Source organism: Komagataeibacter diospyri, assembly GCF_006538165.1.
In the GTDB taxonomy this organism is placed as follows: domain Bacteria; phylum Pseudomonadota; class Alphaproteobacteria; order Acetobacterales; family Acetobacteraceae; genus Komagataeibacter; species Komagataeibacter diospyri.
In genome coordinates this window covers 14,070-31,382 of record NZ_BDLU01000039.1, presented here as the reverse complement: position 1 = coordinate 31,382, position 17,313 = coordinate 14,070, and the positions used below count along the sequence as shown (strand labels likewise).

The window sequence follows — 17,313 nt, the reverse complement described above, 5'->3', positions numbered from 1 at the left end:
TCCGTCAGTATGAAGCGATCCATATGGTCTTTGAAACACATCATGGCCCTTTAGAAAACTCAATTCCCAACAGCCCCTGAAAAAGCTTCACCAAAAAAATTGTCAATTTCCAGTAGGTAATAAAAAAGGCGCCCGAAGGCGCCTTTGTCGTCGGAGGGGGAAGGATCAGACCTTCTCCACCTGATTGTATTCCAGATCCACCGGCGTGGACCGGCCGAAGATGGACACACTGACCTTCAGGCGGCCGCGTTCCTCATCCACTTCCTCAATGGTGCCATTGAAGGAGGTAAAGGGACCATCGGCCACGCGGATCTGCTCGCCGATCTCGAAGGTGACGGACGGACGGACGCGTTCCACGCCTTCCTGCGCCTGCTTCATGATCCGTTCGGCCTCGACCTTGGGAATGGGCGAAGGACGGGTCTTGCTGCCAAGGAAGCCGGTGACCTTGGGTGTGTCCTTGACCAGATGCCATGCCTCATCGGTCAGTTCCATGTTGACCAGCACGTAACCTGGGAAGAACTTGCGTTCCGAATTGACCTTCTGGCCCCGGCGCACTTCCGTCACTTCTTCCGAGGGAACAAGGATTTCACCGAAATGATCGGCCAGGCCCTTCTGGGCGGCCTGTTCCGTGATGTGCTGGGCTATCTTTTTCTCGAAGCCCGAATAGACGTGGATCACATACCACCGCTTGGCCATGGCTGAACTCAGCCTCCCAGTCCGAAGAGTTTCCGTACGGCAAGGCCGATCACCTCGTCGACGAGGAAGAAGAAAACCGATGCAAGGCCGGCCATCGCCAGGACCGCACCCGTTGTCATCAGGGTGGCGCGTCGTGTTGGCCATGTGACCTTGCGGGCCTCGGCACGAACATCTTCAACAAATTTCGCGGGACTGACCGACACGAAATACCCTTCCTGCAACGCCACGGCGCACCAACCGGACCATTCCAGCCAGTGCGGGGCCTAAGAACCGGTGCGGACCATTGTGGCCCGACCCATCGGGTGCCAGGCCGGAAGGGTAATGCCCGACCGGAAAATGGCAGGGGTGGAGGGTCTCGAACCCGCAACCTCCGGTTTTGGAGACCGGCGCTCTAGCCAATTGAGCTACACCCCTGCAAAGCCGCCTGCATCAACCCGAAACATCATGGCGTGGCGACTGCCGCGCCGTTTCGGGCCATCCATGCGAACCCGGCACAGGAAGCGGAAAAAAGTATGACTCGCGTCGAAAGTCAAGGGGGTAGGGCATAAAAATGAAAGTTTTACCTGTTTGTCCGCCGGCATGGGTTTATGGGCTTGCCACGTGCGGGGCAGGAACGGTATAGGTTCAGCCAACCTTATGAGCGGGCGTAGCATAGTGGTAATGCAGTAGCCTTCCAAGCTTCTGAGGAGGGTTCGATTCCCTTCGCCCGCTCCATACTCCCCTTGAAATAACCAGATATTCCCGGACAGGATGCCGGATTCGTGGCCGTACGGGCTACGCTGTCGGCAGGGGGAGGGGTGACCTTACATGACAATGACCGGTTCTTCCGCGGTTCACCCGCGTATCGTGCTGGGCACGTGCTGTCTCAGCCTGCTGCTGGTCATGATGGACGTGACGGTCGTCAATGTTGTGCTGCCATCCATCCGCGCGGAAATGCATGGCAGTTTTTCCACCCTGCAATGGGTGGTGGATGCCTATACGCTGATGGTCGCCAGCCTCATGCTGCTGGTGGGGTCGCTTGCGGACCGGTTCGGGCGGCGGCGGATGTTCCTGCTGGGGATCGGGCTGTTCTGTGGCGGGTCAGCCCTGTGCGGTATGGCCCGCAGTGTCGACATGCTGGTCATGGCGCGCGCGGTGCAGGGCATTGGCGGATCCATGCTCAACCCCGTTGCCCTGTCGATCCTGACCAATGTGTATGTGGAACCACGCGCCCGCGCGCAGGCGATCGGCATATGGGGTGCGACATCCGGCGTGGCGCTGGCGCTGGGGCCGGTCGTGGGTGGCATATTGGTGCACTGGGTGGGATGGCAGGCGGTTTTCTGGGTCAATGTGCCCATTGGCCTGATCGCGATCGTGCTGACATTGCGTTTCGTGCCCGAATCCCGTGGCGGGCGTGGGCGCAGCATTGACGCGCCCGGACAGTTGCTGGCCATCGTGGCGCTGGCCATGATTACGTCCGGACTGATCGAGGCCCATAATTACGGCTGGTCTTCGCCCACCATCTCCGGATTCCTCGGTTTCGGGGCGCTGTCCGTCCTGGGCTTCATCATCGTGGAACGGCGGGCGGCAATCCCCCTGATCGACCTGCGGTTTTTCCGGGCATGGCCCTTTTCCGGCGCGATCGTGACGGCGGTGCTGGCCTTTGCCATTTTTAGCGCGTTCCTGTTTCTCAATACCCTCTACCTGCAGGATGTACGTGGCCTGCCCGCGTTGCAGGCGGGCCTGTGCACGTTGCCCTTCGCCTTTGGCAGCATGACATGCGCGCCATTGTCGGGACGCCTGACGGGGCGGTACGGCGCGCGGCTGCCGCTGCTGATATCGGCTGTCGGATTCGGGATCAGCGCGCTGCTGCTGACCGGGCTGGACGCGCATACGCCGCTATGGCTGCTGCTGGTGTCCTACGGGCTGTGTGGATGCGGGTTCGGGATGTGCAATGCGCCCATTACCAATTCCGCCATTTCGGGCATGCCGCGCACGCAGGCGGGGGTGGCGGCGGCCATCGCGTCCACCAGCCGGCAGGTGGGCGCGCTGCTGGGCATAGCACTTGGCGGCGCGCTGAGTGCAGGTAGCGTGCATGCCGGGGGCTTGCAGTGGGACGAATTCCCCCAGGCCACGCATGTCGTGTGGTGGTGCATGGCCATTGCGGCGGTCGGGATTGCCGGTCTGGGGCTGGTTTCAACCGGAATCCGGGCGAAGGAAAGTGCGCGACAGGTCGCGGCGCTGCTCGATTCAAACTGACGCATTATTGATATGCGTTTAATGCATATCATGACCTGAATGATCCTGCCGCGTGGGGTGTGCCGGGGCGCAACAAAATTGCTGGTTTGCTGTTTCCGAAACGGTGTCCTGCATGTATGATCCCGCCAGCCTGTAGCGGGGGCGTTCACGTGCGCGGGCAAACGGGCGGTTCAGCGGTATCTGACGATGCCAACAGGCTGCCTGATCTGTTGCGTGCGCTTACGCTGCGTGCTAGAGCCGCGCCAGCAGCGCACGGGGCCAAGGTTTCCGGGTAGGCGGCTTGTGTTTGAATCAAGATTCTGGATTGGAAAAGCGGACAGTGGATTCGGGTGGAACGACCTCAATACCGATCGCCTCCATTGCCAATGGCCTTCCCGGTCGTTATGCGACGGCGCTCTATGAGCTTGCGGCTGACCGCAAGCAGCTTGACCCTGTTCTGGAGCAGGCATCCAGCCTTGCCGGACTGATTGACGGCAATGCCGACCTGCGCACCGTTCTGACGGATCGCACGCTCGATATCCGCGACAGCCGGAAGGCGGTCGATGCCGTGCTGGAGGCTGAAGGTTTCAGCCCCCTTATGCGTGATTTTGTTGGCGTGGTGGCGAATAACCGCCGCTTTCCGCGCCTGCGTGAAATTCTTGCCGCGCTGGCGGCTATCGCTGCGGCCCGGCGCGGGGAAGTTGTGGCGGATGTCGTGTCCGCCCATCCCCTGACCGATCTGCAGCGTGTCCAGCTTCGCAGCCGCCTTGCCGAGGCCGGCTATTCCAAAGTCAATATCCAGGAGCGTGTTGACGCGGCCCTGCTGGGCGGTCTGGTCGTGCGCATTGGCGCCCGCCTGTATGATACCAGCCTCAGATCCCGCCTTACCCGCCTGCACCATGCCATGAAGGGAGCCGCGTGATGGAAATCCGCCCCTCCGAGATTTCGGATATCCTCAAGCAGCAGATCGCTACGTTCGACAAGGCCGTTGACGTTGCCGAGACAGGTACCATCCTGTCGGTGGGTGACGGCATTGCCCGTGTCTACGGCCTGCAGAATGTTGAAGCTGGCGAAATGCTGGACTTCCCCGCCAGCGGCCAGAAGGGCATGGCCCTGAACCTTGAAAATGACAACGTCGGTGTTGTTATTTTCGGTGACGACACCGCCATGCGTGAAGGCGATACCGTTGCCCGCACCGGCAAGGTCGTGGAAATTCCGACCGGCAAGGCCCTGCTGGGCCGCGTGGTCGATGGTCTTGGCAACCCGATTGACGGCAAGGGGCCGCTGGTTGGTGAAGTCATCAGCAGGCGCGCGGAAATCAAGGCTCCCGGCATCATGCCGCGTCAGTCCGTCAGCGAACCGATGCAGACCGGCATCAAGGCCATTGACGCGCTCGTGCCCATCGGGCGTGGCCAGCGTGAGCTGATCATCGGTGACCGTCAGACCGGCAAGACCGCGATCCTGATCGACACCATCGTCAACCAGAAGAGCGTCAATGCCCTGGGTGATGACAAGAAGTCGCTGTACTGCATCTATGTTGCCATCGGGCAGAAGCGTTCGACGGTTGCGCAGCTGGTGCGCACACTGGAAGAAACCGGTGCGATGGAATATTCCATCGTCGTGGCCGCCACCGCGTCCGACCCGGCCCCGATGCAGTACCTGGCACCGTATGCCGCCTGTTCCATGGGCGAATACTTCCGTGATAACGGCATGCACGCCCTGATCGTGTATGATGACCTGTCCAAGCAGGCCGTCGCATACCGTCAGATGTCGCTGCTGCTGCGTCGTCCGCCGGGACGTGAAGCGTATCCGGGTGACGTGTTCTACCTGCATTCGCGCCTGCTGGAACGCGCTGCGAAAATGTCCGACAAGTTTGGTGCGGGCTCCCTGACCGCCCTGCCGGTGATCGAGACACAGTCCGGCGACGTATCCGCCTACATCCCGACCAACGTGATTTCCATCACCGACGGTCAGGTATTCCTTGAAACCGACCTGTTCTACCGTGGCATCCGCCCCGCCGTGAACGTCGGTGGGTCCGTGTCCCGTGTTGGTTCGGCGGCACAGATCAAGGCGATGAAGCAGGTTGCAGGCAAGATCAAGCTGGAACTGGCGCAGTATCGTGAAATGGCGGCGTTCTCGCAGTTCGCGTCCGACCTGGACCCTGCGACGCAGAAGCAGCTGGCCCGTGGCGCGCGTCTGGTCGAACTGCTGAAGCAGCCCGAAACCTCGCCCCTGTCGGTTGAGGAACAGGTGGTTGTCCTGTACGCTGGCACGCGTGGCTATATCGATGCCGTGCCGGTCGATCAGGTGACGACCTATGAAAAGCGCCTGCTGGACGATGTCCGCACGTCGGGCAAGGACATTCTGGAATCGATCCGCACCCAGCGTCAGCTGACCAAGGATATCGAAAGCCGTCTGAATGATTTCCTGACGACGTTCGGCCGTCAGTTCGCCAACTGAGGAAGATCGGGCAACCATGGCTTCCCTGAAGGAACTGCGCGCACGGATCGGCAGCGTCAAATCGACGCGAAAGATCACCAGCGCGATGAAGATGGTGGCGGCGGCAAAGCTGCGTCGGGCGGAAGCCCGCGCGGCGGCCGCACGGCCCTACGCTGATGCAATGCGCCGCATGCTGGCCGAAGTGGGCCGCAGCGTGGCGGGCGAAGGCGGGCAGCCGGCACTGCTGACCGGAACGGGTCAGGACAGGGTGCATCTGATTGTCCCCATGTCCAGCGACCGTGGTCTGGCCGGTGCATTCAACTCCAACATCAACCGTACGACCCGTAACCTGGTGCTCAGGCTCCAGGGGGAAGGCAAGACGGTCAAGATCCTGCCGGTCGGGCGCAAGACGTACGAATTCCTTTCGCGCGACTTCGCCGATCTGATCATCGGCCACCGTCATCTGTCTGCCAGCAAGGAAATCCCCTTTTCGTCCGCGACGGAACTGGGTGAACAGATTACATCCCTGCTGGAAAAGGGTGAAGTCGACGTCTGCACGCTGGTGTATAACCAGTTCCGCAACGTCATGACCCAGACGCCGACGGAAATGCAGCTTGTGCCGCTGGCGCTGCCGGAAAATGACAATACGGACAATGCTGACGTCGCCAGCTACGAGTTCGAGCCGGACGAGGGCACGATGCTGGCCAGCCTTCTGCCACGCAATCTGCAGGTCCAGCTGTATGCGACCATGCTGGAAACGGCGGCGGGCGAAAACGGCGCACGGATGACCGCGATGGATAATGCCACCCGTAATGCTGGCAAGGCCATCGACCGCCTGACCCTGACCTACAACCGTACGCGTCAGACCAATATTACCAATGAACTGATCGAGATCATCTCGGGCGCCCAGGCTGTCTGAGGATCGATCTTCACGCTCACAGGAGCTGTCCCATGTCGGAAACCACAACTCAAGAGGCTCCTGTCTCCACGCAGGCGCAGAAAAGCAATGTCGTTGGTCGCGTGACGCAGGTCCGCGGCGCCGTTGTTGACGTTCAGTTCGAGGGTACGCTTCCGCATATCCTCGAAGCACTGCACGTTCAGCTGAACGGCCAGACCTTGGTGCTGGAAGTGGCGCAGGAAATCGGCGAACATGAAGTCCGCTGCATTGCCATGGATACCACTGATGGCCTGAGCCGCGGCGCGGAAGTCTCCGCCACCGGCAGCCAGATCACCGTGCCGGTCGGCCCGGGCACGCTGGGTCGTATCCTGAACGTGATCGGTGAACCGATTGATGACCGTGGCCCGGTTCAGTGCAAGGGGCGCGCACCCATCCACCGCGCTGCACCGGCTTTTGATGAACAGGCTGCCGCAACCGAAATCCTGCCCACGGGCATCAAGGTGGTTGATCTGCTGTGCCCGTACCTGAAGGGCGGTAAGGTTGGTCTGTTTGGCGGCGCCGGCGTGGGCAAGACCGTCATCATTCAGGAACTGATCAACAACATTGCCAAGGCGCATGGCGGCGTGTCGGTCTTTGCCGGTGTCGGTGAACGTACCCGTGAGGGTAACGACCTGTATTACGAAATGCAGGATGCGGGCGTCATCAAGCTTGATGGCGATTCGACCGAAGGGTCCAAGGTGGCGCTGGTCTATGGCCAGATGAACGAGCCGCCGGGCGCGCGTGCCCGTGTCGCCCTGTCCGGTGTGACTGTTGCGGAATACTTCCGTGATGTCGAAGGTCAGGACGTGCTGTTCTTTGTCGATAACATCTTCCGTTTCACGCAGGCTGGCGCTGAAGTGTCCGCGCTGCTGGGCCGTATTCCCTCCGCCGTGGGCTACCAGCCGACACTGGCAACGGAAATGGGCGCACTGCAGGAACGTATCACCTCGACCAAGAAGGGTTCGATCACCTCGGTACAGGCCGTTTACGTTCCTGCCGATGACCTGACCGATCCGGCGCCTGCCGCGACCTTCGCCCATCTTGATGCGACCACGGTGCTGAACCGTTCCATCGCGGAAATGGGTATCTACCCGGCCGTTGACCCGCTGGATTCCACGTCCCGCTCGCTTGATCCGAAAATTGTTGGTGACGAGCACTATCAGGTGGCGCGTGACGTGCAGCGTATCCTGCAGACCTACAAGTCCCTGCAGGACATCATCGCCATCCTGGGCATGGATGAACTCTCGGAAGATGACAAGCTGATCGTGGCGCGCGCGCGCCGTATCCAGCGCTTCCTGTCCCAGCCGTTCCACGTGGCCGAAGTGTTCACGGGTGCGCCGGGCAAGCTGGTTTCGCTGGAAGACACGGTGCGTTCGTTCAAGGCGATCGTGGCTGGTGAATATGACCACCTGCCCGAAGGTGCTTTCTATATGGTCGGTGCGATCGAGGAAGCGGTGGCTAAGGCCGAGAAAATGAAGGAATCGGCCTGAACCCCGACCCACTGACGCAAGGAAGATAGACCATGTCCATTAAGGTCAAGATTGTCAGTCCGGAGAAGGTGCTGTTCGCGCATGACGCCGATATGGTCGTCATGCCGGGGTCGGAAGGTGACATCGCGGCAATGCCGGAACATGCGCCGCTCATGCTGACCCTGCGCGGTGGCGTGGTTGATGTGTATGAAGGTGATGTGGTGATGCATCGCTTTTTCGTGGCGGGTGGGTTTGCCGATATTGCACCGACCCACTGCACCATCCTTGCCGACCGGGCGCTGAAGGTGGAAGACGTATCGGTTGACGATGCGGAAGCACGTCTTGCCGCGCTGGAAAAATCCTATGAGGAAGCGGACAAGATGAACGTGCCCGCGCTTGATATCCTCATGGACAAAATCCAGTCGGCCCGTGCCGAGATCGAGGCCGGACAGTCCTCCATTCCGTCCATGTCCATCTAATGATTCATTTCGCCCTGTAACCGGGGCGGAATCACGATGGATCTGCGAAGAAGCGCCCCTGCACGGGGCGCTTTTTTTGTGCCTGTCTTTCAGGGATATTTGGAAACAATCCCTTGATAAAAATACAGGCGTGTTCGGGTATCGCTTGTTGATAAAGGCAACGTTTTCCAGAACCCCGTGAAAAAAAGCATTGCCGGAAAACGTTTTCGGGATCTGCGGGCTGTTTCATAAGAAGCTGTTTAAAAAGCCTGCCTGCAAAACATTCTGAAAATTAAAGACGCTCCTGGTGAAGCTTTTTCAAAAAAGCTTCAGGGAATACTGTCTTTTTGCACAAAGGCGGCACCCCAAGGCTTTTTGTCTTTTATCAGCCGCGACCGCGATAGCCAGGCACGTCCTGTGCCGGGATCCACACGCCTGCAGGCGGTGCGCCGGTCTGCCAGAACACATCGATAGGCATGCCACCACGCGGATACCAGTAAGCGCCGATCCGCAGCCATACAGGCTTCAGCAGTTCCACCAGTGTCGTTGCGATCTGCACGGAGCATTTTTCATGGAAGGCGCCATGGTTGCGGAAGCTGGTCAGGAACAGCTTGAGCGATTTGCTTTCCACAATCCATTCATCGGGAATGTAGTCGATGACGATATGCGCGAAATCCGGCTGTCCGGTCACGGGGCAGAGCGACGTGAATTCCGGCGCGGTAAAACGTACGACGTAATTCCGTCCGCGTTCGGGCGCGGGCACGCGTTCCAGCCGGGCTTCTTCCGGACTGTTGGGCTGGCGGGTATTCTGGCCCAGCTGCGTCAGGAACTGGCTGCCATCATCAGGGGTAGGGCGGGTGTTCATTTGGCGGTCCGTCAGGAATAGGGAAGGGATGTGTGGCTGATGCCGGAAGGGACAGGGCACCGTCAACGGAAATGCAGGGGGGCGGCATGCAGTTTTCCCCGCTTTCGCAACAGGGCACAGGCATGATAACTGCACCGGATGGCACGTGTATCCCGACCCGAATTTCCTGCCCCTGTGCTGGTGACCACCACAGCGGAGCTTGAGGCTGTAACCGCGCGACTGCGGCATGAGCCATTTGTGACGATCGACACCGAATTCGTGCGCGAACGTACTTACTGGCCTGAGCTGTGTCTGGTGCAGCTGGCCGGGGAAAAGGACGTGGTGGTGATCGATACGACCGCACCGGGCATCGACCTGTCTTCCCTGGGTGTGCTGCTGGATGATGCCAGCGTGGTCAAGGTATTCCATGCCGCACGGCAGGATCTGGAAATCTTCCTGCATCTGTTTGACCATCTGCCGACCGCCCTGTTCGATACGCAGGTCGCAGCCATGGTGGCGGGGTATGGTGACCAGGTGGGCTATGACAACCTCGTCTCCTCCCTGCTGGGTGTGCAGATTGACAAGTCGCACCGTTTTTCCGACTGGGCGGCGCGTCCGCTTTCCCCGGCCCAGATCGGGTACGCGGCGGCGGATGTCACTTATCTGCGGCTGGTTTATGAAAAACTGCTGGTCCAGCTGGAACGCGAAGGACGTCTGGACTGGGTCGCAGCCGAACTGGATATCCTGAACAATCCCGCCACGTTCCGTCCTGACCCGCTGACATTGTGGGAAAAGATGCGCCCGCGCACCAACAACCGCCGGATGCTGGGCATATTGCGCGCCGTCACCGCATGGCGTGAAGGTGAGGCCCAGCGCGTCAATGTGCCGCGCCAGAGGTTGCTCAAGGACGAAAGCCTGATGGAAATCGCGGCGACCGCGCCTGGTACGGTTGATGCGCTGGCCCGCGTGCGTGGCGTCTCACGCGGTTTTGCCGAAGGGCGCAGTGGTCAGGCGCTGCTGGAAACCGTAGCGCAGGCGGTCATGGAACCGGAAGCGGCCCTGCCGCGCTTACCCAAGGGGCGGGCAAAGGATGCGCAGCGTCCGTCACCGGCACTGATTGCGCTGCTCAAGGTACTGCTGGCCACCTGTTGCGAGACGCATCGTGTCGCTCCCAGGCTGGTGGCTTCGTCCGAGGACCTTGACCGTTTCGCGCTGGATGATGCGGCCGACATCCCCGCCTTTCATGGCTGGCGGAACGAGGTGTTTGGTAAACTGGCGCGTGAACTCAAGGCAGGCCACCTGACCATGGGGGTCGAAGGTGGGAAGGTCAGGCTGATCCACGACTGACCCGGTTTATGGCTCCGGTTGCGTTTTACCGGGGTTGCAAACAGGTTATGCGCAGAACTGTCCACAAGATTCTGTGCCATGGCAGTTGAGCCGGGCACAGTATAAGCCTAATTTCCCACCATTCCGCGTAAGGAGTGCAGAACGATGGCGATGGAATGGACCGAGGAGACGATCGCGCGCCTGCGTGATCTGTGGCAGCAGGGCTTATCGACCGCGGAAATCGGCCGTCAGCTATCTGTTACAAAGAACGCGGTGGTTGGCAAGGCGCACCGTCTGGGCCTCAAGCCGCGTCCATCGCCCATCCGGCGTGCGGCGAAGGTGGTCCCTGTGCCCGCCGCGGCAGCAGTGGAAACCACGGCGTCATCCGCCGCCACGGAAAGCACGCCTGCTCCCCCAAAATCCGAAGTTACGGCAGCTCCGGTGGCGACAGCGACTCCGGTACCGGAAAAGGCCCCCGCAAAAGCGCAGGCGGCCCCTGCGCCGGCACAGCAGGCCAAGCCCGTGGCAGCCGCCCCGGCGGTGGCAGAGGATGGGCCCCCGGCACCCCGCGCCACCCGCGCACAGCCCCGTGCCACGGCGAAATCCGCCCTGCGTCCGGTCAGTGAACCACGGCGGCGCAGCAGCCAGTCCTGCTGCTGGCCGTTAGGTGATCCGGGTACGCCAGGCTTCCATTTCTGTGGTGCCACGCCGTTGCCGGGCAAACCGTACTGTGCGGAACATGCGCAGCTTGCCTATGTCAAACTGCGCGATCGCCGCGATAACGTGGCCTGATTCGTTTTCGCTTTAGGGAATGCCTGAAACTTCCTTATGGATGGATTTTCCAGTCCGCCTTTTCAGGCAACCCGACAGGGATTGCATTAAAAAACGCCAGGGCATCACTGCCGCTGGCGTTTTTCGTATGCGTCCGACAGGTGTGGACGGACCGGATCCCTTATTCCGCAGCCGGACGCGGTGGCGCGGTGGGGGCTGTCGCCGGGGCCGCCGGTGCGCCGGGGGTGGTGATCATTTCAAGCTGACCGGTGACCTGGCCGCCATCTTCCACCTTCAGGCGACGACACTTGGCCTTGCCCAGCAGGCGACCGGTCGAACGGATGGTCAGGCTGCCACGCACCGTTAGCGTGCCATCGATCGTGCCAGCCAGTTCAGCGTCCTCAACCTCGACTTCACCCTTGAATACGCCGCCCTGCGCGATCTGCAGCTCGGATGCATTGATCAGGGAGGATTCAACCGTTCCTTCCACAACCAGACGCTCGGCGTCCTGAATGGTCCCCTGCACGCTGATGCCACGGCCCACAACCAGGGTGCGGCGGTCATTTTCCTTTTTGGCGGCCGTGGCACCCGGTGCACCGGGACGTGCCCCGCCAGGTGCGGGAGGGGCGTTGGGCGTGGGCGGGAAGGGGGGACGGGCCATGGATGTATTTTCCTTGCTGGCAGGTGTGGTTGAGGGAGAGGCGCCACCGCCTGAGGCTGGTCGGCCCGGCTGCTGCACGGGGGGCGTAGTCGGGGCGGCTGGCTGGGTTTCTGCTGGCTTGCGTCTTCTAAACAATATTACCCCGCTTGGTTATGCTGCATCGGGACATGACGTGTCCCGGAAACTGGAAGATACGCTGTCGGGCTGGTTGCAGGCCGCAGCCCCCTTTAAACGGTTATACGCCCCCCCGTCATGCCGACAAGGGGCGTTAAGGGGAACAGGAGCGCATAAAAAACATCATGCATTGCGCCTCTTACCCGCCAATGATAGCGATGGGCCACATCAAGCGGGAAAAAATGGGTTATTTCGTGGCGTAGGCACGCCATACCCGCGGATATGACTGATTAATGACGGGTAATGGGACAGACGATGGAAAATTCGGGACAGGCGGCGGAATGCCGGTTTGATCTGCTGGGTATCGGCAATGCGATTGTTGATGTCCTGGCGCCGGTGGACGCGGCCTTCCCGCAGAATAACGGCATGACACCCGGCAGCATGACGCTGATCGATGCCGACCGCGCCAAGGCGCTGTATGGCCAGATCAGGCGTGAAAAGGAAATGGGTGGCGGGTCCGCCGCCAATACCTGCGTCGTGGCGTCCAACATGGGTGCGCGTGTGGCCTATCTGGGCAAGGTGGCGGCGGATGCGCCGGGACAGGCCTTTGGCGCGGACATGCAGGCGGCGGGGGTGTATTTCCCGTCTTCCCCGCTGCAGGGTGATGCGGGGGAAAACCATCCTACCGCGCGCTGCATCATTCTGGTCACGCCCGATGGCCAGCGCACCATGAACACCTATCTGGGTGCATGTGTCACCTTCAGCCCCGAAGACGTGCTGGCGGATGTCGTGCGTGCGTCCAAGGTCGTGTACATGGAAGGCTACCTGTTCGATCCGCCGGATGCGCAGGAAGCTTTCCGCACCGCCGCCCGTATCGCGCATGACGCGGGGCGCAAGGTCGCCCTTTCGCTGTCCGACCGTTTCTGCGTGGACCGTCATCGTCATGCATTCCATGAACTCGTGCGCGGGCATATCGACATCCTGTTCGCCAACGAGGACGAGATCTGCGCCCTGTACCAGACCGATGACTTTGACGAAGCTGCCCGCCTTGTCTCGGCCGATACGCATTTCGCCGTCCTGACCCGTTCCGAACGTGGCAGCGTCATCATACAGGACCAGCAGCGCATCGTGATCGACAGCGTGCGCACGCAGGTGGTCGACACCACGGGTGCTGGCGACGCCTATGCCGCAGGCTTCCTGGCTGGCTGGACATCGGACCGGACTCTGGCCGAATGCGGCCGTCTGGGCAGTGTCGCGGCGTCTGAAGTGATCTCGCATTACGGGGCGCGTCCGCTCATGAACATGCGTCAGGACATGGATTTCTGATCCACGGCGGCATTCTGCCGGGCGTGTGATGGGTGCGGGCGCGAAGTTTCGCGTGCAATCCGCGCCCTTCCGCTTTATCTACGCAGGCAGCAGCCACTCATTCCGCCGCCGCACGCACGGGTGCCCCCCGCATGTGCCGCTGCGCACCCTTATGGCGTCAGCCAAGGAAAGTCAGGTCAAGAGCACTTATGGATATCCGCAATATCGCCATTATCGCGCACGTCGATCATGGCAAGACAACACTGGTCGACCAGCTTCTTAAACAGTCCGGTTCCTTCCGTGACAACCAGCACGTTGCCGAACGTGCCATGGACAGCAATGACCTGGAGCGTGAGCGTGGCATCACGATCCTGGCCAAGTGTACGTCGGTTGTGTGGAAAGATACCCGCATCAACATCATCGACACCCCGGGCCATGCCGATTTCGGTGGTGAGGTCGAGCGTATCCTGAGCATGGTTGACGGCGCGGTCGTGCTGGTCGACTCCGCCGAAGGGGCCCTGCCGCAGACGAAGTTCGTGGTAGGCAAGGCGCTGGCGCGCGGCCTGAAGCCGATCGTGGTCGTCAACAAGATCGACCGCGGCGACGCCCGTCCTGACGAAGTCCATAACGAGATCTTTGACCTGTTCGCGGCCCTGGGCGCCAATGACGAGCAGCTTGATTTCCCCATGCTGTATGCATCGGGCCGTCAGGGCTGGGCCGATACCGAGATTGATGGTCCGCGCAAGGACCTCTCTCCCATGTTCGACCTGATCCTGCGCCATGTGCCGCCGCCGCAGGTGAACAAGGACGCGCCGTTCGCGATGGTCGCCACCATCCTTGAAAACGACAACTTCCTTGGTCGCGTGCTGACCGGCCGTGTCGAGCAGGGCGTAGCGAAGATGAACATGCCGGTGCATGTGCTGCGTCCCGATGGTTCGGTTGTGGAAACCGGTCGCCTGACCAAGCTGCTGTCCTTCCGTGGGCTGGACCGCGTGCCGGTCGAGGAAGTGGAAGCTGGTGACATCGTGGCCGTGGCCGGTCTGTCGGAAGCGACGATTCCCGAAACGATCGCAGCCCTTGAGGTCAAGGAACCGCTGCCCTCCACCCCGGTTGATCCGCCGACGCTGTCCATGACCTTCCGCCTCAACGACGGCCCGCTGGGTGGCCGTGAGGGCAAGAAGGTCACGTCGCGTCAGATCCGTGACCGCCTGTTCAAGGAAACGGAAGGCAACATTGCCATTCGCGTATCCGAAAGCCCCGAGAGCGAGGCCTTCGAGGTCGCGGGCCGTGGCGAACTGCAGCTTGGCGTCCTGATCGAGCAGATGCGTCGTGAAGGGTTTGAGCTGACCATCGGTCGTCCCCGCGTGCTGTTCCGCACCAACGAGGAAACCGGTGAACGCGAAGAGCCGTTCGAGGAAGTCCTGATCGACGTGGACGAGCCGTATTCGGGCGTCGTGGTCGAAAAAATGGCGCTGCGTAAGGGCATCATGCAGGACATGCAGCCTTCTGGCGGCGGCAAGGTGCGCCTGAGCTTCCTGATCCCGTCACGTGGCCTGATCGGCTACCATGGCGAATTCCTGACTGATACGCGTGGTTCGGGCATCATGAACCGCCTGTTCCATGGCTATCAGCCCTATGTCGGTCCGATCGCCGGCCGTCGTAACGGTTCGCTGATTTCGTCCGAAGATGGCGCGACCACGCAGTATTCGCTGTTTTCGCTGCAGGATCGTGGCACGCTGTTCGTTGACGCGGGCGAAAAGGTCTATGTCGGCATGATCATCGGCGAGCATTCGCGTGAGAATGATCTGGAAGTAAACCCGGTCCGTGAAAAGAAGCTGACCAACATCCGTGCCGCAGGCAAGGACGAGGCCCTGCTGCTGATACCGCCGCGCAAGATGAATCTGGAACAGGCCATCGCCTATATTGAAGATGATGAACTGGTTGAGGTCACACCGTCTGCCGTGCGTATCCGCAAGCGCTACCTTGACCCGCACGAACGCAAGAAGCGCGAACGTTCGGGTGCGGTTGACTGATCTGGCTGCCTGCCACGGTGGTGGCTGCAATCTTTAGTTACGTTTCAGTTCTTGAGATTGCGGTCACCATGGGGCAGAATTAAGACATTACTAACAAATTTAAGAATTTTAATTCGAGACGGCTTTCCTGCGGCATGTTACAGCAGGGAAGTCAGCTCGGGTGTGTCGATTCGTCACCAGTTTGACGCATTGGGATCCGAATTCCTGATTTGTTGGAGTATTTTTATATGATCGTTTTCCCCCGTCGTTTCGTCGCAGCCCTGTCCGCTGTTGCCGTTATGGGCGTTGCCGCCCCTGTCATGGCCCAGACCGCCGAGCCGACCACCCCGGCCGTTTCCGCACCGGAACACGTTCCCGATGCATCTGAAGGTGCTGCTCCGGCTGAAGCTGGCGCCAAGAAGGCAACCAAGCATCACAGTGGTCATCATCACGGTGGGCACCATCATGGTGCGAAGAAGGCGGCTGAATCCACGGATGCAGCGCCTGCAGCTCCGGCCGCGCAGTAATATCTGTCGCGTCCCTTACCGAGGTCCATGTGACCGGAGTAAGGGCAGCCAAAGGAAAAGCCCGGTCTCGGACCGGGCTTTTTTTTATGCTCTGGCCCTCGGTGGGCTGACAGCCTGCCCAAGGAATACCGGGTCGATCATCATGAAGTTTCTGATGAAGCCTTTTTCAAAAAAAGGCGGCACCCAAAAACTTTTTATTTTTATCAGACAGTTATTTTCAGACCGTGGTGTAACGGTCTAGCGATAGGTCCAGGCAGGGGATTTCGGTACGCTTGCCACTCATCCGGTCGGCCAGCACACGGCCCGATCCGCATGCCATGGTCCAGCCCAGAGTGCCATGGCCAGTATTGAGCCACAGGTTGGAAAAACGCCCGGCTGGCCCGATGACGGGTGTGCCATCGGGGGTGCTGGGACGCAGGCCGGTCCAGTACGCCCCTTGTGACAGGTCGCCACTGGCGCCGAACAGTTCGGAAAAGGACAGTTCCAGCAGTTTCCGCCGGTCGCGACGCAGGCGCAGGTTGTAGCCAGCCAGTTCCGCCGTGCCGCCAATACGGATACGGTCGCCCAGGCGGGTGATGGACACCTTGTACGTCGCGTCATTGACGGTGGAAACCGGTGCGCGTGCCGCATCGGTTACCGGCAGCGTCAGGGAATACCCCTTGGTGGGATAGACCGGCAGGTGCAGCCCAAGCGGGCGCAGCAGCAGCGGCGAATAGCTGCCCATGGACACGACATAAGTATCGGCTGTCATGCGACCGGCCGATGTGCGCACGCCCAAAATATCCGTGGCCGAGGCATCCAGCGCCTCGATCGTGGTTTCATAATGGAAGGTAACGCCCAGTTCCTCTTCCGCTTTCTGTGCCAGGCGCCGGGTGAACATGTGACAGTCGCCCGACTCGTCACCCGGCAGGCGCAGGCCACCCTTGAACAGGTGCCGGTTTTCCATAAGGCCCGGTTCGTGTTTGGCTATTTCATCGGGGCTGAGGAATTCGTGGGCAATGCCCGCCTGATCCAGCAGGGACATGTCGCGTGCGGCATGGTCAACCTGCTTCTGCGTGCGGAAAAGCTGGATCAGGCCACGCTGTTCATCATCATAGGTAATGCCGGTGTCGCGGCGCAGGGCATCAAGGCAGTCACGGCTGTATTCCGCAATGCGCAGCATACGGGACTTGTTGATGTCGTAGTCATGCGCGTTGCAGTTGGCCAGAAGCTGCTCGATCCAGCGCATCATGGCAAAATCGATACGCGGGCGGATCACGATGGGCGCATGGCGGCTGGCCATCCACCGCAGTACCTTCAGCGGCAGGGCCGGTTCAGCCCATGGCGCGGAAAAACCCGGTGAAATCTGTCCCGCATTGGCAAAGGAGGTTTCCAGTGCGGCAGCAGGCTGGCGGTCCACGACCGTAACTTCATGTCCGGCCCTGGCCAGATACCATGCCGCTGTGACACCCACGACGCCAGCGCCCAGAACGATCACTTTCACAGCTTCATCCTTACTTCCATCATCGACACACCGGGGATGCGCCACGGCGGAAGA

The 17,313-nt window shown here is 60.7% G+C and carries 16 protein-coding genes and 2 tRNA genes; 12 read left to right on the top strand and 6 right to left on the bottom strand.

Annotation, left to right across the window (positions count from 1 at the left end):
• Positions 1–165 precede the first annotated feature (165 nt).
• From nusG to MSKU9_RS09540, 3 genes are all read right to left on the bottom strand, one after another.
• Entirely contained in the window at positions 166–696 is a 531-nt protein-coding gene (nusG, locus tag MSKU9_RS09550; protein WP_010508943.1) for a transcription termination/antitermination protein NusG, read from the bottom strand.
• Between the two features lie 8 nt (positions 697–704).
• Entirely contained in the window at positions 705–899 is a 195-nt protein-coding gene (gene secE, locus MSKU9_RS09545) for a preprotein translocase subunit SecE (protein WP_007397644.1), read from the bottom strand.
• Between the two features lie 134 nt (positions 900–1,033).
• Positions 1,034–1,110: transfer RNA gene (locus MSKU9_RS09540), tRNA-Trp, on the bottom strand.
• Between the two features lie 226 nt (positions 1,111–1,336).
• Here MSKU9_RS09540 and MSKU9_RS09535 point away from each other — a divergent pair.
• The 7 genes from MSKU9_RS09535 (at position 1,337) to atpC (ending at position 8,237) form a co-directional block, all read left to right on the top strand.
• A tRNA-Gly gene (locus tag MSKU9_RS09535) sits at positions 1,337–1,410 on the top strand.
• 99 nt (positions 1,411–1,509) lie between these two features.
• Positions 1,510–2,934 carry an MFS transporter gene (locus tag MSKU9_RS09530; protein WP_141261244.1) on the top strand — a complete coding sequence of 475 codons (1,425 nt, stop codon included), beginning with the start codon at positions 1,510–1,512 and terminating at the stop codon, positions 2,932–2,934.
• 304 nt (positions 2,935–3,238) lie between these two features.
• Positions 3,239–3,835: a F0F1 ATP synthase subunit delta gene (locus MSKU9_RS09525; protein WP_110557795.1), complete on the top strand. Its 597-nt coding sequence runs from the start codon at positions 3,239–3,241 to the stop codon at positions 3,833–3,835.
• On the top strand, positions 3,835–5,373 hold the full coding sequence (gene atpA / locus MSKU9_RS09520) for a F0F1 ATP synthase subunit alpha (RefSeq protein ID WP_141261243.1): 1,539 nt from the start codon (positions 3,835–3,837) through the stop codon (positions 5,371–5,373). The genes MSKU9_RS09525 and atpA overlap by 1 nt, the downstream gene beginning before the upstream one ends.
• A gap of 16 nt (positions 5,374–5,389) precedes the next feature.
• Positions 5,390–6,271, top strand: a complete 882-nt coding sequence (locus MSKU9_RS09515; RefSeq protein ID WP_141261242.1) for a F0F1 ATP synthase subunit gamma — start codon at positions 5,390–5,392, stop codon at positions 6,269–6,271.
• Between the two features lie 32 nt (positions 6,272–6,303).
• Positions 6,304–7,779, top strand: coding sequence for a F0F1 ATP synthase subunit beta (gene atpD / locus MSKU9_RS09510; protein WP_141261241.1), 1,476 nt, complete (start codon positions 6,304–6,306; stop codon positions 7,777–7,779).
• A gap of 32 nt (positions 7,780–7,811) precedes the next feature.
• The gene (atpC, locus tag MSKU9_RS09505; RefSeq protein ID WP_141261240.1) at positions 7,812–8,237 is read left to right on the top strand and encodes an ATP synthase F1 subunit epsilon; all 426 of its coding nucleotides are present in this window, start codon (positions 7,812–7,814) and stop codon (positions 8,235–8,237) included.
• Between the two features lie 364 nt (positions 8,238–8,601).
• Here atpC and queF read toward each other — a convergent pair whose 3' ends face one another.
• Positions 8,602–9,081, bottom strand: coding sequence for a preQ(1) synthase (gene queF / locus MSKU9_RS09500; RefSeq protein ID WP_141261239.1), 480 nt, complete (start codon positions 9,079–9,081; stop codon positions 8,602–8,604).
• A gap of 138 nt (positions 9,082–9,219) precedes the next feature.
• On the opposite strand from queF, the gene rnd reads away from it, so the two are divergent.
• On the top strand, positions 9,220–10,407 hold the full coding sequence (gene rnd / locus MSKU9_RS09495) for a ribonuclease D (RefSeq protein ID WP_141261238.1): 1,188 nt from the start codon (positions 9,220–9,222) through the stop codon (positions 10,405–10,407).
• 144 nt (positions 10,408–10,551) lie between these two features.
• On the top strand, positions 10,552–11,178 hold the full coding sequence (locus MSKU9_RS09490) for a GcrA family cell cycle regulator (RefSeq protein WP_141261237.1): 627 nt from the start codon (positions 10,552–10,554) through the stop codon (positions 11,176–11,178).
• 160 nt (positions 11,179–11,338) lie between these two features.
• Here the strand turns inward: MSKU9_RS09490 and MSKU9_RS09485 are convergent, their stop codons facing one another.
• Entirely contained in the window at positions 11,339–11,818 is a 480-nt protein-coding gene (locus tag MSKU9_RS09485; RefSeq protein ID WP_141261236.1) for a bactofilin family protein, read from the bottom strand.
• A gap of 429 nt (positions 11,819–12,247) precedes the next feature.
• Between MSKU9_RS09485 and MSKU9_RS09480 the strand changes: the two genes are divergently transcribed.
• The 3 genes from MSKU9_RS09480 (at position 12,248) to MSKU9_RS09470 (ending at position 15,776) form a co-directional block, all read left to right on the top strand.
• The gene (locus MSKU9_RS09480; RefSeq protein WP_141261245.1) at positions 12,248–13,258 is read left to right on the top strand and encodes an adenosine kinase; all 1,011 of its coding nucleotides are present in this window, start codon (positions 12,248–12,250) and stop codon (positions 13,256–13,258) included.
• 188 nt (positions 13,259–13,446) lie between these two features.
• On the top strand, positions 13,447–15,270 hold the full coding sequence (gene typA, locus MSKU9_RS09475; protein WP_141261235.1) for a translational GTPase TypA: 1,824 nt from the start codon (positions 13,447–13,449) through the stop codon (positions 15,268–15,270).
• A 227-nt stretch (positions 15,271–15,497) separates the two neighbouring features.
• The gene (locus MSKU9_RS09470; RefSeq protein WP_141261234.1) at positions 15,498–15,776 is read left to right on the top strand and encodes a hypothetical protein; all 279 of its coding nucleotides are present in this window, start codon (positions 15,498–15,500) and stop codon (positions 15,774–15,776) included.
• A gap of 217 nt (positions 15,777–15,993) precedes the next feature.
• Here MSKU9_RS09470 and MSKU9_RS09465 read toward each other — a convergent pair whose 3' ends face one another.
• Complete coding sequence (locus tag MSKU9_RS09465; protein ID WP_141261233.1) at positions 15,994–17,259, bottom strand: D-amino acid dehydrogenase; 1,266 nt, start codon at positions 17,257–17,259, stop codon at positions 15,994–15,996.
• Positions 17,260–17,313: the final 54 nt, after the last annotated feature.

Coding starts and splice junctions, on each gene's coding strand:
- nusG (WP_010508943.1), bottom strand. CDS start 696: ATGGCCAAGCGGTGGTATGTGATCCACGTCTATTCGGGCTTCGAGAAA.
- MSKU9_RS09530 (WP_141261244.1), top strand. CDS start 1,510: ATGACCGGTTCTTCCGCGGTTCACCCGCGTATCGTGCTGGGCACGTGC.
- atpA (WP_141261243.1), top strand. CDS start 3,835: ATGGAAATCCGCCCCTCCGAGATTTCGGATATCCTCAAGCAGCAGATC.
- MSKU9_RS09515 (WP_141261242.1), top strand. CDS start 5,390: ATGGCTTCCCTGAAGGAACTGCGCGCACGGATCGGCAGCGTCAAATCG.
- atpD (WP_141261241.1), top strand. CDS start 6,304: ATGTCGGAAACCACAACTCAAGAGGCTCCTGTCTCCACGCAGGCGCAG.
- atpC (WP_141261240.1), top strand. CDS start 7,812: ATGTCCATTAAGGTCAAGATTGTCAGTCCGGAGAAGGTGCTGTTCGCG.
- queF (WP_141261239.1), bottom strand. CDS start 9,081: ATGAACACCCGCCCTACCCCTGATGATGGCAGCCAGTTCCTGACGCAG.
- rnd (WP_141261238.1), top strand. CDS start 9,220: ATGGCACGTGTATCCCGACCCGAATTTCCTGCCCCTGTGCTGGTGACC.
- MSKU9_RS09490 (WP_141261237.1), top strand. CDS start 10,552: ATGGCGATGGAATGGACCGAGGAGACGATCGCGCGCCTGCGTGATCTG.
- MSKU9_RS09485 (WP_141261236.1), bottom strand. CDS start 11,818: ATGGCCCGTCCCCCCTTCCCGCCCACGCCCAACGCCCCTCCCGCACCT.
- MSKU9_RS09480 (WP_141261245.1), top strand. CDS start 12,248: ATGGAAAATTCGGGACAGGCGGCGGAATGCCGGTTTGATCTGCTGGGT.
- typA (WP_141261235.1), top strand. CDS start 13,447: ATGGATATCCGCAATATCGCCATTATCGCGCACGTCGATCATGGCAAG.
- MSKU9_RS09470 (WP_141261234.1), top strand. CDS start 15,498: ATGATCGTTTTCCCCCGTCGTTTCGTCGCAGCCCTGTCCGCTGTTGCC.